14 protein-coding genes are annotated in these 15,615 nt (G+C 44.0%); all 14 read left to right on the top strand.

Translation table 11 applies throughout. The features are described 5' to 3' along the window. The first annotated feature begins 55 nt into the window (after positions 1-55). The 14 genes from ACBP55_RS32355 (at position 56) to ACBP55_RS32290 (ending at position 15,584) form a co-directional block, all read left to right on the top strand. Positions 56-1,291: a glycosyltransferase family 2 protein gene (locus ACBP55_RS32355; protein ID WP_464647563.1), complete on the top strand. Its 1,236-nt coding sequence runs from the start codon at positions 56-58 to the stop codon at positions 1,289-1,291. A gap of 227 nt (positions 1,292-1,518) precedes the next feature. Further along, on the top strand, positions 1,519-2,019 hold the full coding sequence (infC, locus tag ACBP55_RS32350; RefSeq protein WP_029199202.1) for a translation initiation factor IF-3: 501 nt from the start codon (positions 1,519-1,521) through the stop codon (positions 2,017-2,019). A gap of 33 nt (positions 2,020-2,052) precedes the next feature. Next, positions 2,053-2,256 (top strand): 50S ribosomal protein L35, encoded by a 204-nt coding sequence (rpmI, locus tag ACBP55_RS32345; protein WP_029199203.1) that lies wholly within the window; start codon positions 2,053-2,055, stop codon positions 2,254-2,256. A 40-nt stretch (positions 2,257-2,296) separates the two neighbouring features. Next, entirely contained in the window at positions 2,297-2,656 is a 360-nt protein-coding gene (rplT, locus tag ACBP55_RS32340; protein WP_029199204.1) for a 50S ribosomal protein L20, read from the top strand. A gap of 683 nt (positions 2,657-3,339) precedes the next feature. After that, the gene (ilvB, locus tag ACBP55_RS32335; RefSeq protein WP_464647560.1) at positions 3,340-5,085 is read left to right on the top strand and encodes a biosynthetic-type acetolactate synthase large subunit; all 1,746 of its coding nucleotides are present in this window, start codon (positions 3,340-3,342) and stop codon (positions 5,083-5,085) included. Next, on the top strand, positions 5,082-5,573 hold the full coding sequence (ilvN, locus tag ACBP55_RS32330) for an acetolactate synthase small subunit (RefSeq protein ID WP_056835944.1): 492 nt from the start codon (positions 5,082-5,084) through the stop codon (positions 5,571-5,573). Before ilvB ends, ilvN begins: the two co-directional genes overlap by 4 nt. A gap of 151 nt (positions 5,574-5,724) precedes the next feature. Then, positions 5,725-6,717, top strand: a complete 993-nt coding sequence (gene ilvC / locus ACBP55_RS32325; RefSeq protein ID WP_236291908.1) for a ketol-acid reductoisomerase — start codon at positions 5,725-5,727, stop codon at positions 6,715-6,717. Positions 6,718-7,040: 323 nt separating this feature from the next. Further along, positions 7,041-8,588, top strand: coding sequence for a 2-isopropylmalate synthase (locus ACBP55_RS32320; protein WP_464653501.1), 1,548 nt, complete (start codon positions 7,041-7,043; stop codon positions 8,586-8,588). A 96-nt stretch (positions 8,589-8,684) separates the two neighbouring features. After that, positions 8,685-9,881 carry an aminotransferase-like domain-containing protein gene (locus ACBP55_RS32315; RefSeq protein ID WP_464647558.1) on the top strand — a complete coding sequence of 399 codons (1,197 nt, stop codon included), beginning with the start codon at positions 8,685-8,687 and terminating at the stop codon, positions 9,879-9,881. A gap of 610 nt (positions 9,882-10,491) precedes the next feature. Then, on the top strand, positions 10,492-10,761 hold the full coding sequence (locus tag ACBP55_RS32310; RefSeq protein WP_167683282.1) for a hypothetical protein: 270 nt from the start codon (positions 10,492-10,494) through the stop codon (positions 10,759-10,761). A 76-nt stretch (positions 10,762-10,837) separates the two neighbouring features. Beyond that, positions 10,838-11,665, top strand: a complete 828-nt coding sequence (locus tag ACBP55_RS32305; protein WP_036635726.1) for a VanW family protein — start codon at positions 10,838-10,840, stop codon at positions 11,663-11,665. Between the two features lie 171 nt (positions 11,666-11,836). Continuing rightward, entirely contained in the window at positions 11,837-13,372 is a 1,536-nt protein-coding gene (locus ACBP55_RS32300; protein ID WP_464647557.1) for a spore germination protein, read from the top strand. After that, complete coding sequence (locus ACBP55_RS32295) at positions 13,369-14,469, top strand: GerAB/ArcD/ProY family transporter (RefSeq protein ID WP_464647555.1); 1,101 nt, start codon at positions 13,369-13,371, stop codon at positions 14,467-14,469. The genes ACBP55_RS32300 and ACBP55_RS32295 overlap by 4 nt, the downstream gene beginning before the upstream one ends. Further along, positions 14,466-15,584, top strand: a complete 1,119-nt coding sequence (locus ACBP55_RS32290) for a Ger(x)C family spore germination protein (protein ID WP_464647553.1) — start codon at positions 14,466-14,468, stop codon at positions 15,582-15,584. Before ACBP55_RS32295 ends, ACBP55_RS32290 begins: the two co-directional genes overlap by 4 nt. The last annotated feature ends 31 nt before the right edge of the window (positions 15,585-15,615 follow it).

The following is a 15,615-nucleotide window of genomic DNA, read 5'->3' as shown; positions in this document are numbered from 1 at the left end:
ACGCGTATAAAAAGATAGCTTGTGTGCATAAACAAAAAAAGGGGGACTTTGCTTCATGCTTGACAAGATTATGCTTACCTTTCAAATTGGCTTGGCCTTGGTCGGTGCGTATCAGTTGTTTTTGACTTTTTTCGGATGGTACCGTCCCAGAAACAAACAGAAATTTGCTCCCCAGAAATCGTTTGCCGTATTGGTCGCCGCTCATAATGAGGAGCAGGTCGTTGGCGCATTGATCGAGAATCTGAAGGCTTTGGATTACCCCAAAGAGCTGTATGACATCTTCGTGATTTGTGATAACTGTACGGACAATACAGCGGATATTGCACGCAGTCATGGTGTTCATGCCATGGAACGCCATAACCCGAATCTGAGAGGGAAAGGTTACGCGATCGAATGGATGCTGAAAGAGCTTTGGAAGCGGGAGCGTCAATACGACGCCGTTGTCATGTTTGATGCTGACAATCTTTCCAGTCCTGATTACTTGATGCACATGAACAATGATCTTTGCTCCGGTTCCAGAGTTATTCAGGCTTACCTAGACAGCAAGAACCCGAACGATTCTTGGGTTACTGGTTCCTATGCCATCTCGTATTACTTTGCAAATCGCTTCTGGCAAATGCCCCGTACAAACTTAGGGCTTGCTAACTACTTGGGTGGCACAGGAATGTGCTTTGAATCCAAGCTGCTTAAACAAATCGGATGGGGAGCAACTAGCCTTGTTGAAGATCTTGAGTTCTCCATGCGCTGCATTAAGCTCGGTATTCGACCGACTTATAATTACGAGGCGATTGTATATGATGAGAAGCCACTGACGTTTAAAGTATCTGCCAAACAGCGTTTGCGCTGGATGCAAGGACACTTTGATGTGGCCAAGCGTTATTTCTTCCCCCTATTGTGGCAAGGTATCAAAGAGGCCAGCTGGACGAAGATTGACGCGGCTATCTATTCTGCTAACGTATATAACTTCTTTTTCGGTGCGATTATCTCCGTGCTGCTATGGATAAAATCGGTGACTCCGGGCTGGGCAGACGCGCCTATGCTTGCAGATATCAATCCTATTTTCTTTAACACCGTCAGCATAGCAATTTATGTGCTGCTGCCTATTTCCATGTTGATTGAGAAGGCACCTGGCAAAGTATATAAATATTTAATTCTATATCCGATATTTATGCTTTCTTGGTGGCCAATTACGTTCTATGCGTTCTTCACGCAAAACAACAAACAATGGAGCCATACGGAACATACACGTGTGATTCGTCTAGACGAAATGAAAAGTAAACAAGTGAGTTGACTTTCTCTGCATGAGATGATATTATATTTCAAGTAAAAGCAGAAGCGCCCGCTTCTCACCTGACCGACACCGTTGGCTGGTTTGAATGAATCGTCATGAATATACAATAGGTTTGTCTGAACCTGTTATTGATGAAGATGTGGGCCACTGCGCCCGCATCTTTTTTTATATTGTTGGAGAGAGCGTTACATACTTTTTGGAGGTGGAATACTATTAGCAAAGACCATATGATTAATGACGAGATTCGTGTGAAGGAAGTACGCCTGATTGGGGCGGACGGAGAACAACTCGGCATCACGCCGATTCGCGAAGCTCTTCAAATCGCACAAGACGCGAATTTGGATTTGGTAAATGTGGCACCAACGGCGAAGCCGCCAGTATGCCGCATTATGGATTACGGTAAATTCCGTTATGAAACACAGAAGAAAGAAAAAGAAGCTCGCAAGAACCAGAAAATCGTGGATATCAAAGAAATTCGCTTAAGCGCGACAATCGATGAGCACGATTTCCAAACGAAGCTTCGCAATGCCGTTAAGTTTCTTGGCGAAGGCGATAAAGTGAAAGCCAGCGTCCGATTCCGTGGTCGTGAAATAGCGCACTCGGAAATTGGCCGTAGAGTGCTTGAACGTTTAGCTACTGAAACAGCTGACATTTCCTCACAGGAGCGCGCTCCTAAGCTTGAGGGAAGAAGCATGATCATGATCTTAACGCCGAAAGCAACAACCTAGGCGCGTATACTAAATTAGGAGGAACAAAACACCATGCCGAAAATGAAAACACACAGCAGCTTGAAGGGCCGTTTCAAAATTACTGGCACAGGCAAAGTGATGAGATACAAACAAGGTAAAAATCACTTGCTTTCCGGTAAATCTTCACGTACTAAACGTGTTCTTGCAACAAACCCAGTTATGGCTCCAGGCGATGTACGTCGTCTGAAACAACAACTTTCTAACATTAAAGGTTAATATTCGAACATTATTTATACATCCCAGGAGGTAGTTAACAATGGCAAGAGTCAAGGGCGGATTTATTCGCGCTCACCGTCGTAAGAAAATTTTGAAACTAGCAAAAGGTTATTTCGGTTCCAAACACCGCTTATTTAAAACAGCTAAAGAACAAGTAATGAAATCTTTAGTATATGCTTACCGTGACCGTCGTCAAACGAAACGTAACTTCCGCAGACTGTGGATTACACGTATCAATGCAGGCGCTCGTCAAAACGGCCTTAGCTACAGCAAATTGATGCACGGCCTGAAATTGGCTGGTATCGACATCAACCGCAAAATCTTGGCTGATCTAGCTGTGAATGATTCCAAAGCGTTCAACGATTTGGCAACAGCTGCAAAAGCAAAAGTAAACGCGTAATTGCGTACTTAGAAGCCTGTTCCCTTTAGGGAGCAGGCTTCTTTTTGCATGAAATGGGCGCGGTTTACTCTGGAGAATATTTCGATACCCATGGCAACGGCGTAAGTAGCCCGACCAGCCATTTTCGCCCAAGGAACTCGAATGAGAATATCGCTAAATTTGGGTAAAAGTAGCCCCCTAATTTTCCTGGATTGGTATTAACTTCGCTCACCTGATTTTGTTTTATTCAGTTTGACTATTGACTATTCTTCAGGGGATGCATATAATAATCTCTAAATCATATTATATATGGTGATCTACACTAACGAATCGGCTATGAAGAGGAAGAAGTAATAAGGGCACTTATGCGCAGAGAGCGTTGGACTTGCTGAAACCATCGCCTTAATCCCTTACGTACGAAGTCACCTCGGAGCTGTTTTCCTGAAACATGCGTACAGACGCAGGTAATAGGGAAAATCGGAAGAGCACACGTTATCGTGCTGAGGGTATTGTTCTTCATGAGCATACCTGCTAAGGCTATGTGCTGTGAGGCTCGTAGCAAATTTGGGTGGTACCACGGAAGCTTGAACCCCTTTCGTCCCGTTTACACATTACGTGCGTGTATGGGATGAACAGGGGTTTTTCTTATTGTCTAAGAAAGCTCGCCGAATGACATGGACTTACTTTTTGAGAGGAGGATCACAATGAATGTTCAAACTGAACCAAAGAAGTCAAAAGAAGAATTGATTGAGAAGCTTATGAAGCCGGACCTGATTACAGGCTCCGAAATTCTGCTCAGAAGCTTATTGCTGGAGGGTGTGGACTGCGTCTTTGGATATCCGGGCGGCGCTGTTTTGTACATCTACGATGCAATGCATGGTTTTGATGATTTTAACCACTTATTGACTAGACATGAGCAAGGAGCCATTCACGCAGCTGATGGATATGCACGTTCCACAGGTAAAGTTGGCGTATGTATCGCAACTTCCGGACCGGGGGCAACGAACCTCGTCACAGGAATTGCTACAGCTTACATGGATTCCGTTCCGCTCGTCGTCATCACAGGGAACGTAGCAACCAACTTCATTGGTACGGATGCTTTCCAAGAGGCTGATATTACGGGTATTACGATGCCTATTACCAAACACAGCTACTTGGTTAGAGACGTAAACGATCTGCCGCGCATCATTCATGAAGCGTTCCATATAGCGAACTCAGGTCGTAAAGGTCCGGTTCTCATTGACATTCCTAAGGATGTCTCCGCTCATAAAACGATATTTAAACCCGCAACGGATGTAAGCATCCGCGGTTATAACCCAACGGTGCAACCGAATAAACTGCAAGTGGATAAGCTGATCAAAGCGATCGAAGAAGCAGAACGTCCGGTCATTATAGCAGGCGGCGGTGTTGTATACGCAGACGCATCCAAAGAATTAATCGAGTTCGTCAATAAAACACAGATTCCAGTTGCAACGACCTTGCTCGGATTAAGCGGTTTCCCAAGCGCGCATGAGCTATGGCTCGGAATGCCAGGGATGCACGGGACGTTCACAGCGAACACAGCCATTCAGAATGCGGATCTCTTGATTTCTATCGGTTCCCGATTCGATGACCGCGTGACAATGAATTTGAACGGTTTTGCTCCAAAAGTGAAGAAAATCGCTCACATTGACGTTGATCCTGCGGAAATTGGCAAGAATGTGAAGACCGATATCCCATGTGTTGGCGACGTGAAAGCTGTTCTGGAATATGCGAACACCAAAGCAAAGCCTGCCAAGAGCGGAGCATGGATTGCTGAGCTTCAAGAAAGCAAAGAGAAGTTTCCGTTGAAATACGGCCAAACCGAGACGGAATTGAAGCCGCAATTCGTTATCGAAATGATTAGTGAGACGACGAAAGGCGAAGCGATTGTTACCACAGACGTTGGACAGCATCAGATGTGGGCTGCTCAGTTCTATCGTTTCAAGAACCCTCGTTCCTTGGTTACTTCAGGTGGTCTTGGTACAATGGGCTTCGGCTTCCCATCCGCGATTGGTGCTCAAATGGGGAACCCGGATAAACTCGTTGTATCCATTAATGGCGACGGCGGCGTTCAAATGTGTGCGCAAGAGCTAGCGATCTGTGCGATTAACAACATTCCGGTGAAGGTTGTTATTATTAACAACCAAGTGCTGGGCATGGTTCGTCAATGGCAGGAGATCATCTATGATAACCGTTATAGCCACATTGATTTGGCTGGCAGCCCTGATTTCGTGAAACTGGCAGAAGCTTACGGCGTAAAAGGCTTGCGTGCCACGACGAAGGAAGAAGCAAGAAGAGCATGGCAGGAAGCACTCGATACTCCGGGTCCTGTCGTTATTGATTTCGTCGTGCCAAAAGGAGAGAATGTGTTCCCAATGGTTAAAGCAGGCGATACAATTAGTGACATGTTAATGGGGGATTCGGAATGACAACAACTAAACATACAGTTTCCGTACTCGTAAACAATCAGCCTGGTGTCCTGCAGCGTGTATCCGGTTTGTTCGGACGCAGAGGCTTCAATATTGAAAGCATCACTGTAGGGGAGTCCGAAGAACTCGGACTTTCCCGAATGGTTATTGTCACCACAGGGGACGACAACACGCTTGAGCAAATTTCCAAGCAATTGTATAAGTTGATTGACGTCATTAAAGTCATCGACCTGAGCTCGAACCCAATGGTTGCCAGAGAACTGGCACTCATTAAAGTAAATGCAGAACCGATTATGCGTCCGGAAATACTCGGTATTGTAGAGACATTCCGCGCAGCGGTTGTAGATATTGGGCCAGCCTCAATTATCGTGCAAGTTGTGGGAGATTCAGATAAAATAGATGCTATGGTCGAATTACTTCGTCCATATGGCATCCGTGAGCTTTCCCGCACGGGAGTCACAGCGATGATTCGCGGTTCAGTTAAATAAGTCATAAAGCAGTTTGGGTAAAGAGGTAAAGCCTCCTTGAGTGGGGCTTTCAGCGGTGTACTCTTTAGCGCTTGAAAAGGGTAAACCGTTGAAACACCCACTCAAGGGGTAGACAATACGGATTCATCATATCAAAGGAGGATTTATTCGAATGGCAGTTACTACTTACTATGAAAAAGATGCAGACTTAGCGGTACTTAAAGGTAAAACGATTGCAGTGGTTGGTTATGGTTCCCAAGGACACGCACAAGCACAAAACTTGCGTGACAGCGGATTGAACGTTATTATCGGACTTCGTGAAGGTCGTTCATGGAATGCTGCAAAAAATGATGGTTTCGAAGTTGTATCCGTTGAAGAAGCAGCAAGACGCGCTGACGTGATCCAAATTTTGATGCCGGATGAAACACAAGCTCGCGTTTACCGTGAGTCCATTCAACCGAACATGAAAAAAGGCGCAGCAATCATGTTCTCCCATGGTTTCAACATCCATTTCGGACAAATCGTAGCTCCTGAAGGTACAGATGTATTCTTAGTAGCTCCTAAATCCCCAGGTCACATGGTACGTCGTACGTATGTGGAAGGCTTTGGCGTTCCTGGTTTGATCGCAATTGAGAAAGACGCTACTGGCAACGCAAAAGCAATCGGTCTTGCTTATGCAAAAGGTATCGGCTGTACACGTGCAGGCGTTATCGAAACTTCTTTCCGTGAAGAAACAGAAACCGATTTGTTCGGTGAGCAAGCTGTTCTTTGTGGCGGTGCTTCTGAACTGGTTAAAGCAGGTTTCGAAACATTGGTTGAAGCTGGTTATGCACCAGAAATGGCTTACTTCGAGTGTTTGCACGAGCTTAAATTGATCGTTGATATGATGTATGAAGGCGGACTTGCTTCCATGCGCAGCTCCATCTCCAACACAGCTGAATACGGTGACTATGTAACTGGACCTCGTATTATCACAGCTGAAACGAAAAAAGCAATGAAAGAAGTACTTTCCGATATCCAACAAGGTAAATTCGCTCGCGATTTCATCTTGGAAAACCAATCCAACTTTGCTTTCATGAACGCAACTCGCCGCAACGAAGCACAGCACCCAATCGAAGTCGTTGGTTCCCAACTTCGCGAAATGATGCACTGGATCAAAAAGTAATCATAAGTACTTATTTATAGCAATACCTTCCACAGGGAGTGATTGAGGAGAATTTCCCAATCACTCCCTGTGAATACTATAAAGACGAGTAAAAATTTATATCTAAATCTTTAAAAACTTCTTCGAAATGCCCAGTGGAGGGCTCAGTGTTTGTCGGAGAAGCGTAGCGTTCGTATTTGAAAACGTGTCCCTACCTTTTGTTTATTCAGATGAGGGGACACGTTTTCAAGAAACGATCGGAGATAAATGCTGAAGACCGGAACGGTCAGCAGTTAGAATTAGGTTTTAATCAATTTAATAGAAATCTCTTAGGAGGTGACATGGTGCGCAAAATCTACATCTTTGATACAACGCTTAGAGACGGAGAGCAATCGCCAGGTGTGAACTTGAACACGCAGGAGAAAGTTGAGATCGCGCTGCAGCTTGAGAAGCTTGGTGTTGATCGTATGGAGGCTGGTTTCCCAGCCGCATCGCCTGGTGACTTGGCAGGTGTGAATGCCGTAGCTAGAGCCGTCAAGAATGCCTCTGTCATTGGTTTATCCCGATCGAAGGAGACTGACATCGAGGCCGTTCGTGAAGCGCTCCAGGGCGCTCAGGACCCGTGTATTCATCTTTTCCTAGCGACGTCTCCTATTCATCGTCAGCATAAGCTGAAGATGGAGAAACATCAAGTGCTGGAAACAGCCGAAGCAGCGATTAAATATGCGAAGAAATATTTCAGCAAAATCGAGTTTTCACTCGAAGATGCTGGTCGTACCGAGCTGGATTTCATCGCGGAAGTAACCGCAATGGCTATTCGCGCTGGCGCTTCCGTCGTGAATATTCCGGATACAGTCGGATTTATGACACCATACGACTACGGTAATATTTTCAAAATGCTGAAGGAGACTGTGCCAGGCATTGAGAAGATTCAGCTGAGCGCTCACTGCCATGACGACCTCGGAATGGCTACGGCTAACGCGCTAGCGGCGGTACTTAATGGTGCCGATCAAATCGAAGGCACCATTAACGGGATCGGCGAGCGAGCGGGCAACACCTCGATCGAGGAAGTTGTCATGGCGCTCGAGACGCGCCAGGACTTCTACCAAGCGAAAACTTCGCTTGTGCTGAAAGAGATCTACCGCACCAGCCGTTTGGTCAGCAAGCTGACCGGCATGGTGGTGCCAGGCAATAAAGCGATCGTCGGCGCTAACGCGTTCGCCCATGAGTCCGGCATCCATCAGGATGGGATGCTCAAAGAGAAAACGACTTACGAGATTATTTCCCCTGAGACCATCGGTGTCAAGGAAAGTAAGCTCGTAATGGGTAAACACTCCGGACGCCATGCGTTCCGTGAGAAGCTCATCGATCTCGGCTACGACCTTGGAGACGAGCAAGTGAATGCGGCTTTTGCCAAGTTCAAAGATTTGGCAGATCGCAAGAAGCAGGTTGAAGACGAAGATATTCGTGCATTGATCGAAGAAAAATTGATCGAGACGCCGGAAATTTTCGCGCTTGGCACGCTTCAGGTTGCTTATGGCAACCAGATGACACCAACGGCAACCGTGCATGTTCGCTTCCAGGACGGCACCGAAGTGGCGGAAAGCGCGGTCGGTAACGGCTCGGTTGATGCGATTTACAACGCGATTGATAAAGCAACGAAGGAAGACGTTGAACTGGATGACTACTCCATCAAATCCGTATCCCACGGGAAAGATGCATTAGGCGAGGTTCACGTTGTTCTTAAGCAGAACGATGTAGCCGTTCAAGGTCGCGGTATTTCAACGGATATTCTGGAAGCAAGCGCCAAAGCGTATTTGGACGCTGTGAACAGGCTCATTGATAAACGCAAAACCCCAACAAGCAACAGAAGCAACGTTACGTTGATTTAATAACCTTGAGTCCACGGCACCACCCAGATAAGCACCTCACCTCCAAGCATAGCGAGGAGGGGTGCTTTCTACAAATGCGAAAGGATGCGTCCATTTATGAAATATCGATTTTCTAAGTCGCTGGAAGGTTTCTCATCCTCGGCGGTAAGAGAAATTCTCAAGCTGACACAAGGCAGTTCGATTATTTCTTTTGCCGGCGGATTGCCTGCTGAAGAGTTTTTTCCTTTGGACGCGGTTGCTGATGCGTTTCAAAGAGTGATTGGCGGCGGGAAGTCAGCGCTGCAATATGGTTTGACTGAGGGCTACAAGCCACTTCGTGAATCCTTATGCAAGCGGATGGCTGCTAAGAATATGCAAGTAACACCTGACGAGATGCTGCTGACGACGGGTTCTCAGCAAGCGATTGATCTTATGACGCGTGTTTACATTGATGAAGGCGATGTCATTCTTGTTGAAAGCCCAACGTATTTGGCGGCGATTCAAGTGTTTCAAGCCAAAGGCGCTAAGATTTATTCGGTTGATAGCGATAAAGACGGTATGATTCTTGAAGATCTGTCGGCCAAAATTGCCAAGCACAATCCGAAGATGGTTTATGTCATTCCGACCTTCTCCAACCCGGCAGGCCGTGCATGGAGCTTGGAACGCCGTCAAGGCTTATTGGATATTTGCCGCGGCGCGGAAGTCCTTATTCTGGAAGATGATCCGTATGGGGAAATTCAGTTTGACGAAAATGAAACCTATCCAACGATCTTTTCACTGGGTGGCAAAGCTGAAGGAGGGAATGTTGTTTACACCAGCACATTCTCCAAAACCGTCGCGCCTGCCTTCCGAACAGGATGGGTAATGGGCGACGAAACCATTATTCGCCAAATTGCTCGTTTTAAGCAATCTGCGGATCTGCACTCCAGCACGATTGATCAGCAAACGCTGTATCATTTGCTTGAGCACTTTGATCTCGACGCACATATCTCCTTAATTCGTGAGCAATATCTGGATCGGATGAAATTCATGTCAGGCCTATTGAAAGAGTTAAACTGGCCTGGACTGAAGTGGGAAGAACCGAAGGGCGGCATGTTCATCTGGGTGGAGCTGCCGACGCATATTCGTGCAGAAGATCTGCTGAAAATTGCGGTAAAAGAAGGCGTAGCGTTTGTTCCAGGATCCACATTTTACGCCGAAAATCCACAATACAACACGATGCGGCTGAATTACACGCATACGGATCGTGCGAACACGATTCTCGGTATGCAGAAATTGTCTAAGGCTATGGAATCATATCTACAAAATGCATAGAAGATAATAGCGCACCCTTATGCGAATAGGTTGTCCAAGACCATCAGCATGAGGGTGCTTTTTTGTTGTCTATATGGCCGCCAACACCAGACATCTTCACTGGGATTTGGCGGCTTATTATTCGTTTAATTAATATGGAAGGTAATATTGTTGTATAAAATACAAGATTCTAGCTAGATTTTTCCTGTAAGTAGTAAAGTGTTGTATTTTTTACAACAATATCGGGCGATTTGGCTTTGATTGTTTAGTTTTGGAGACATAATGTTGTATAGATTACAACACTACAGGACGTAGTATCGATTTTTCGTGCAAATTGTTATACAAAATACAACTTGCCGATTTGGGAAATCACCACGGGGAAGAGAGAGTCCTTAGAAGTGGCAAAACAGAGTAGATTACCTTAGAGTTTCACCACAGAGCAAATTCCTTAGCAAATGCACCATAGAGTAGAGTACCTTAGAGGTTTCACCCCATAAAAGCAGCAGTAAAGTTGTCACACTAAAGTGAATCTTCCATCCGAAGGATCAAATGGAGATGGGATTCTCAGAATTGACATGGAATATATTTCAAATTATGATAAAAGGAGGACGAAGAAAGGATTGGTGACTTCATGTTGATACAGATTTCCAATTATTTGTTCATGGGTTCTTTATTATTGCTTATTGTAACTTGTATTGCGAAAGGTGCATTGAGCCAGGGATTTACAAGTGTAACTGGATTGGGTGGCACTAGCGGGTCAGCCACAGATTTGAATATGGAGCATAATCAAAAGAAACATTTTCAATTTCAAGATTCATTGGTTGGCAGGATCGTAAGGTCTTATTTCTTTTGGATTTCAGTTTCTGGTATTATCATTTCCATGGTTATTTCAAAGCTCTAAGCACATATAAAAGCCGCCAAGTCAGTGATCACTACTGGTATTGGCGGTTTTTTCTCAAGTTGAAGGAGGCGATTCTTTGCTTAAACCAATCAACCGAAGCCGAGCTAGAATATACCTGGGTAAAAAAGTGTATCGACTTAAAAGGTATCTTCAGTGGTATTTGGACGGTAAGACCTATGCCAAGACGAAGCAAGCGGAGCCTCTCCCTTATCTCCTATTTTCACATAAAACGCCACTCCTTAGACAGCTGAAGGATGTAGAAATGTGGCTTCAATATAATAAAGTGATCAATCTAAGGATCGCAGCCAAGCAGTTAAACGGTGTCATTGTGAAGCCAGGAGAAACATTCTCCTATTGGCGGTTAATTGGCAGTACGACACGGCGAAAAGGCTATCAGGACGGTATGGTGCTTTTTCATGGGAAGGTGCAGGCGGGGGTTGGAGGTGGGCTGTGCCAGCTCTCGAATTTAATCTACTGGATGACACTGCACTCGCCGCTTACCGTAACGGAAAGGTACCGTCATAGCTATGACGTGTTTCCGGATGCGGGTAGAAGCCAGCCTTTTGGCACGGGAGCTACTTGTTTCTACAATTATCTGGATCTTCAAATTCGTAACGATACCAACGAGGAATTTCAACTTATTATTCGCATCACGGATGCGCATCTGGTGGGGGAATGGCGATCTGTAAGGCCCGCGATCCATACTTTTGAGATCTATGAGAAGAAGCACTGGATCACGCGTGAATACTGGGGTGGTTATGTCAGACATAATGAAATTTACCGCAGAGTGCTGAACGTGGAACGGGAAGTTGTACGTGATGAATGGGTAACCGAGAATCATGCGATTATGATGTATGAGCCACTGTTGACAGAAGGAACTTCGTCAGTGAGTGAAGGCATTTAACTACTTTTATGGAGCGTCCGTCATGGTCTTGCTTTGTTCATATTTCCCAGCCATTTGGATCATACATCCAAATGGCTTCTTTGTATTTGTTTGCATCACGATGGTAAACGAATAATTTTACCCAATTATGGGAAACTTTTGATTACATGATTCAAGAACGGTGGTGTAAGGATGGGAACGATCCGGAGATGGTTAAATGGAATAAGATCAGCTCCAATCCAGAAATTAAATGATCAATATAATCAAACGATTTCAGGGAGTCTTGAGAATAACTTACACACGCTAAACACAATATTTAGCCATGCCCCAGATCTTGTTACTCGTCGGTTTCAATTAAGATCAGGGGATAATGCCGTACTTGTTTATTTGGAAGGACTCATTGATAAATCAGCGATTAATAATAACATCTTAAAACCGCTCATCTATGAAGTCAATTCGGTTAACGATTTTTGGAATTCTTCCAATACGATTGCAAAAACAGAAACTGTAGCCTTATGGTCCCGAATTGAAAAGTCGATTTTTGAAGGTCAAAGCGTTCTATTTATTGATGGACAAGAGCGTTCGCTTGTTTTATGTACGCAAGGATGGCCTCAGAGAGCGATTAAAGAGCCGCAAATCGAATCGACGCTAAAGGGATCGCACCAAGGATTCGTCGAGACTTCGGGGCAAAATATTGCCTTAATCAGGCGCTATCTTCCCAATCGTGAACTGAAAATAAAAGAATATGGCATCGGATCTCGGGGAAATACAAGAGTTTCGATCATGTATCTTGATGATGTGGTACAACCTGATTTCGTGAAAGAAATGGAGGACCGTCTCCTGCAAATTAATGTGGATGCTATTTTAAATACCGGAGAATTGGCAGAGTTTATAGAAGATCATCCAATCAGTCTGTTTCCACAGTTAATCATGACGGAACGTCCGGATTCTGCTGCAGCCCATATTTTGCAAGGGAGAATAGTCGTCGTTGTCGACCATTCACCGAGTGTGATTGTTGCTCCTGTGACCTTTTCAGCATTCTTTCAAAGTGTAGATGATTACAGCAATCGCTGGCTCATAGCCACTTTTCTGCGTTTATTACGCTATGTGGCTTTAATAACGACAATATCTTTATCGGCTATATATATAGCTATTGTTTCGTTTCATTATGAAGTGCTTCCCTTGGATTTATTGATATCGATTGGGGAATCCAGAGAAAGGGTACCTTTTCCTCCGATTGTTGAGGCACTTCTAATGGAGCTATCCCTAGAGATGTTAAGGGAAGCAGGTTTACGTCTGCCAGGCCCTATTGGACAAACGATAGGTGTCGTAGGAGGTATTGTCATCGGTCAGGCGGCCGTGCAAGCGGGAATTGTGAGTAATATCATGGTTATTATCGTGGCCATCACGGCAATTTCCTCTTTCATTATCCCTGATTATGATATGTCCTCCTCGCTGCGGTTGCTTCGCTTTCCAATGATGTTTCTGGCAGTTGTGTTCGGTATGGTAGGCATTGTGATTGGGCTGATGATTATAGGGGCTCACCTTATTTCAATGGAATCATTTGGAATATCCTATGGAAGTCCGGTTGCTCCCATTCGGCTGTCTGATTGGAAAGACGTATGGATTCGTGTCCCTATGTGGAAAATGAAAAAACGTCCACTCTCGGCCGATCCAACTCAACTTAAAAGACAGGGAGCAAATAGAGAAGGTGAAGATCAAGCATGAATAAATACTCGTTTAATCAAATCTCTTTGAAACAATACATTTTTATTCTATTTGAAACGCAAGTCGGAATTGGTGTCCTATCCCTTCCCCGCGATATCGCTGAAACTGCCGGAACGGATGGATGGATATCCATTTTACTCGGTTGGATACTGTCTATGTTATTAAGCTTAATTATCATCCAAGTTATGAATAAAAACCCCGGATATACGTTATTCGAGATTTTATCTCAATACTTTGGCAGCTGGGTGGGGAAAAGTTTATCTGTTCTTTGGATTCTGTATACGGCGTATGCAGCAAGCGTGGTCATGTTTTCAACCATCTATATTATCAAGCTATGGATTGTACCGGATATACGGGACTTTATCTTGATGATCCTGTTTATCATTCCTATCTATATGATCACGAAGCATGGAATAAGGGTGATCGGACTCTTTTCTGAAATCGTTTTTCTGATCTCTTTATGGATAGCTTTCTTGATATTTTTTACGTTCAAGAATACCCAATGGCTTTTCCTTCTTCCAATCGCTAAAGAAGGAGTGGTTCCCATTCTGTCAACTGTAAAATCAACCATCCTTTCGTTCCTTGGGTTTGAACTGGCTTTCATTCTATATCCGTTCCTAAAGGATAAGAAAACCGCGTCCAAAGGAATTATCATTTCAAACTCCATATCCATGATTATTTTTTTAACGGTGACAGTCGTCTGTTTTGTTAAATTTTCTCCGGATGAGATCAATGATTACGTCTATCCCACGCTCAACTTATTGAAGCTTATCCAATTGCCGTTCTTAGAACGGTTGGAAATCATTTTTCTTTCCGTTTATTTATTGATGTTATTTATGACGATCATTCCCTACCTATACACAGCGGCACTGGGTATAGCTCAATTATTCGGTAAGCAGGAGCATCGAAATGTTTTACGAATAATCATGTGCCTTTGGTTCCTATCAGCATTCTTTTTCCTCCCGTCTTCTTCCCAAGTTATGCAAATAGGAAAATCATGGGGGATGGCAGGTATCTATTTCGCTTATGTGTTTCCTATTTTCCTTTGGATATACGGCTGGATTTTTCATCGCTATAGAAAGGTACAGAAACAATGAAGAAGAGGATAGGCATTTTCTTAACTTGGGCAGTTTTGTTATTGATCACGGGATGCGGCAAAGCCGTTTATATAGATTTGCAACGGTTTTTTATTGCTGAGGCTATCGATCTCAATGAAGAAAATAAGTTGGTCATCTATACATCAAGTCCTGTCTTCAGTAGAGAAGCAAAAGATAAATCTAAACTCACAACCACAACTGTGGAAACGCTGCGTGAAGGTAAGATGAAACTCGAGTCAAGATTAAACGGTAATATTGCGCCCGGAAAATTGCAAAGTATTCTTATAGGAAAAAAATTGCTGCAGCAAACGAATGTATTCCCTTACCTTGATGTATTATTTCGCGATCCTAAAAATGAATCTAATGCCAATGTGATTGTGGTTGATGGGTCTATCAAGGAGGTGATGCATACGAAAATGAGTGATAAAGGCAGATTTGGCGGCGTGATTAAACAAATAGTGGATAGTACATATAAAGGAAGAATAACAACGCGAACTACACTGCAGAAATTCCATCAACAAATGATGGATACTGCAGTAACGCCGAGCATGCCTGAAATGAGAGTAGAAAAGAATGAACTTGTTATTTCAGGGACCACACTATTAGATAATGATGGTACCTATGCTGCTTCTTTGGATAATCAGGAAAGCTCTCTACTGCTATTGCTGCAGCGCAATACGAACAGACCCATACCCTTAACGTTTCACCTTTCTCCTGAGATGTTTCATACGGATGAAGAAATGTCATATGTGAGCTTCAATATTAAAAAGGCAAAAATTAAATTCAAGTCCATATTTGAAGGAACCCATTTTACCCTAGATGTCCAGATGAAGGTTCATATCGATATAATGGAACGTATGTTTGACTTGAATATGGATAAAAAGAGCAAACAGTTGGAACAAGCCATTGAACAAGAACTAAAAAAAGAATGTCAGGCTTTAATCGTGAAAGCTCAAAAGCATCAAGTTGACCCCTTCGGTTTTGGAATATATATGAGGGCGAATCATTACAAAAATTGGAAAAAAATTGAAAATAACTGGGGAAAAGCTCTATCTGAAGCAACTGTAAATGTTTTTCCTGATGTGATAATCAAAAGTAGCGGAGTATCCAAATAAAGCTAAGTAAACGGAAAAGAGGGAGATTAAG

The organism is Paenibacillus sp. WG02 (assembly GCF_055396115.1).
The sequence above is the reverse complement of the archived record's forward strand: the minus strand, read 5'-3'. Positions and strand labels throughout refer to the sequence as shown.

What these genes read in the sequence shown, in the direction of transcription:
- ACBP55_RS32355 (WP_464647563.1), top strand. Translation starts at nt 56, where the DNA reads ATGCTTGACAAGATTATGCTTACCTTTCAAATTGGCTTGGCCTTGGTC.
- ACBP55_RS32310 (WP_167683282.1), top strand. Translation starts at nt 10,492, where the DNA reads ATGTTGATACAGATTTCCAATTATTTGTTCATGGGTTCTTTATTATTG.
- ACBP55_RS32300 (WP_464647557.1), top strand. Translation starts at nt 11,837, where the DNA reads ATGGGAACGATCCGGAGATGGTTAAATGGAATAAGATCAGCTCCAATC.
- ACBP55_RS32315 (WP_464647558.1), top strand. Translation starts at nt 8,685, where the DNA reads ATGAAATATCGATTTTCTAAGTCGCTGGAAGGTTTCTCATCCTCGGCG.
- ilvN (WP_056835944.1), top strand. Translation starts at nt 5,082, where the DNA reads ATGACAACAACTAAACATACAGTTTCCGTACTCGTAAACAATCAGCCT.
- rpmI (WP_029199203.1), top strand. Translation starts at nt 2,053, where the DNA reads ATGCCGAAAATGAAAACACACAGCAGCTTGAAGGGCCGTTTCAAAATT.
- ACBP55_RS32290 (WP_464647553.1), top strand. Translation starts at nt 14,466, where the DNA reads ATGAAGAAGAGGATAGGCATTTTCTTAACTTGGGCAGTTTTGTTATTG.
- infC (WP_029199202.1), top strand. Translation starts at nt 1,519, where the DNA reads ATGATTAATGACGAGATTCGTGTGAAGGAAGTACGCCTGATTGGGGCG.
- ilvC (WP_236291908.1), top strand. Translation starts at nt 5,725, where the DNA reads ATGGCAGTTACTACTTACTATGAAAAAGATGCAGACTTAGCGGTACTT.
- ilvB (WP_464647560.1), top strand. Translation starts at nt 3,340, where the DNA reads ATGAATGTTCAAACTGAACCAAAGAAGTCAAAAGAAGAATTGATTGAG.
- ACBP55_RS32295 (WP_464647555.1), top strand. Translation starts at nt 13,369, where the DNA reads ATGAATAAATACTCGTTTAATCAAATCTCTTTGAAACAATACATTTTT.
- rplT (WP_029199204.1), top strand. Translation starts at nt 2,297, where the DNA reads ATGGCAAGAGTCAAGGGCGGATTTATTCGCGCTCACCGTCGTAAGAAA.